At 53.6% G+C, this 2,604-nt stretch carries 3 protein-coding genes; 2 read left to right on the plus strand and 1 reads right to left on the minus strand.

The features are described from left to right. On the minus strand, positions 1 to 368 hold a 368-nt coding region (locus VI895_15155; GenBank protein ID HLG21136.1), incomplete at its 3' end, for a hypothetical protein. Positions 369 to 489: 121 nt separating this feature from the next. On the opposite strand from VI895_15155, the gene VI895_15160 reads away from it, so the two are divergent. Beyond that, a complete protein-coding gene (locus tag VI895_15160; protein ID HLG21137.1) occupies positions 490 to 1,383 on the plus strand; it encodes a M23 family metallopeptidase in 894 nt (297 codons plus the stop codon). A 112-nt stretch (positions 1,384 to 1,495) separates the two neighbouring features. Beyond that, the coding region (locus tag VI895_15165; GenBank protein HLG21138.1) for a DEAD/DEAH box helicase at positions 1,496 to 2,604 on the plus strand (1,109 nt) is incomplete at its 3' end.

Here is a 2,604-nt window from a genome sequence, read left to right on the forward strand (position 1 = left end):
GGCTGCCGATGGTAGTTCAGTCCCCAGGTCCAGAAGAAGATCAGGTACAACGCGGCCGCAGCGTTGACCAGCACGAGGTAGCGCTTGCCGCGCAACGCGAAAACCACAACCGCGAGTCCCAGAGGGATCCAGACATCGAACCACGACAGAGTCAGCACGCCAGCGAACCGTGCGGCGATCGCGGAAATCGCGGGAAAGATCGTTCGCGCGTACCAGTTCTCGACAATGCTTTGCGGGAAGACGGCAGCCCAGGATCCTATGAAAGTTAGGAGCGCTAAGGCGGGAAGAACCCACGCAAGCGGATGCCCAAGGTACCCTGTAAAATTCTTAAATTTTCCCACTTTGTCCTTGACCATGGGTTCCGCCATTTGTTACGATCCGCCCGTTAGTTCAATCGATTTTTGCCAATAAGTCCTTCTTCTTCAATTAAATAAGAGAACTTCAACAGGGACTTCGGCCCTCTCGGGAGACTCAGTTCAGGAGCAACGAATGGCCAAGAGCTTTTATACCTTTATTATCGTTCCGAACGCCAGCTCACGGCTGCATAAGCTGAAGCTGCCTATTGAAGCGCTCTACCTTCTAGGAGCCATAGGCCTTATTTCATTTTTTGTAGCGGTCGGCCTGGGTTTCAGTTATGCGAAACTGGCATTCAAAGCCGCCGACTACGATAAACTCCAAGCCGAAAACATCGACCTTAAGGTTCAAAAGAAAAACCTCCAAGTCGTCACCTCCAAGCTGGGCACCAAGCTCGAAATCCTCGAAACACGTTCCGAACAACTGCAGAACCTCATCGAAAAAGATAGTTTCATCAAACGCGGAACGGTGAATGTGCCGGCCATCGGTGGTTCGAGCGTGGACTATCGGACGTCCGACCTGATCGGCGCCAATTTGAAGGCTGGAGTCGAGCGGCTCAAGGACCGGACGACGGACCTCGAAACCACCATGGGCATCCTTGAACAGAAGGCAGTAAAAGAAGCCTCTATTCGCCGGTACACACCCAACATCTGGCCGGTTCGAGGTCATATTACGAGCCATTGGGGCAGGCGCCGCGATCCATTTACCGGAGATGCCGAACTGCACCTCGGCGTGGATATCGCAGCTCTCTTTGGAACTCGTGTTCACGCGCCGGCCGACGGCATCGTCCTCTATGCCCAGAAGAAATCCGCCTATGGGAACCTCGTCATCCTCGATCATGGAAACGGCGTGACAACCCGCCATGGGCATCTGTCCGCCATTAGCGTCAAGGTCGGGCAAAAAGTGAAGAGGAATGACGTCCTCGGAGCGGTTGGGATGACGGGCCGGACCACGGCGCCTCATTTGCATTACGAAGTGCGCGAGAACGACCGGGCGAGGAACCCGAAAGTCTACCTGCCCCGAAGCTGAAAAATGAGAATTGCATTAATGATTAATCATTAATGTATTTCTCACTTTTCATCCGTGGTTCCTTTAAACCGGCCTTATTGCCTTCCCTTCCCCTTTCCCGTTAAACTCATCTATGCTCCAGACGTTAGTTAAGAAATTTGTAGGCTCTAAGAACGATCGTGAAGTTAAGAAGATCCTTCCTTTTGTCGAACAGATAAACGCCTTAGAACCTCGAATTTCCAGTCTTACCGGCGAACAACTCCAAGCCAAAACACCCGAATTCAAACAGCGCTTCGAAAGAGGGGAGACGCTCGAGGAACTCCTGCCCGAAGCTTTCGCGGTGGTGCGAGAAGCCGGGAAGCGCATCCTCAACATGAGGCACTTCGATGTCCAGTTGATTGGCGGATATGTGCTTCATCAAGGCCGGATTTCGGAAATGAAGACCGGTGAAGGCAAGACGCTGGTGGCGACGCTTCCTGCATATCTCAACGCAATCTCAGGCAAGGGCGTCCACGTGGTTACCGTGAACGACTACCTGGCAAAGCGCGACTCGGAGTGGATGGGCCGGCTGTACAAATACCTCGGGTTGACCGTGGGTGTGATCCAGCACGGGCTCGACGACCAGCAGCGGCGCGATTCCTACGGCTCCGACATCACATATGGAACGAACAACGAATTCGGGTTCGATTACTTGCGCGACAACATGAAATTCGATATTGCGCAGTGCGTCCAGCGCCCGCCCAACTTCGCCATCGTTGACGAGGTGGACTCGATCCTGATCGACGAAGCCCGAACGCCGCTCATCATTTCCGGCCCGAGCGAAGAATCCACCGATAAGTATTACCGGATCGACAAGATGGTTCCGAAGCTACGGCGCGACATCGACTACCAGGTCGATGAGAAACATCGCACCGTGACGCTGACCGAAGAAGGCGGCGCGCGTTCCGAGACTCTACTGGGAGTCGTTGACCTCTATGACATGGTCAACATGGAGATCCTCCACCACATCAACCAGGCGTTGAGGGCGCATTCGCTCTACAAACGCGATGTGGAATATGTCGTTAAAGACGGCGAAGTCATCATTGTCGATGAATTCACGGGGCGTTTGATGCCTGGACGCCGCTGGAGCGATGGGCTGCACCAGGCGGTCGAGGCAAAAGAAGGCCTTCGCATTCAGCAAGAGAACCAGACTCTCGCGACAATCACTTTCCAGAATTACTTCCGTATGTACAAGAAACTTTC

Source organism: Bdellovibrionota bacterium (genome assembly GCA_035292885.1).
In the GTDB taxonomy this organism is placed as follows: Bacteria; Bdellovibrionota_G; JALEGL01; order JALEGL01; family DATDPG01; genus DATDPG01.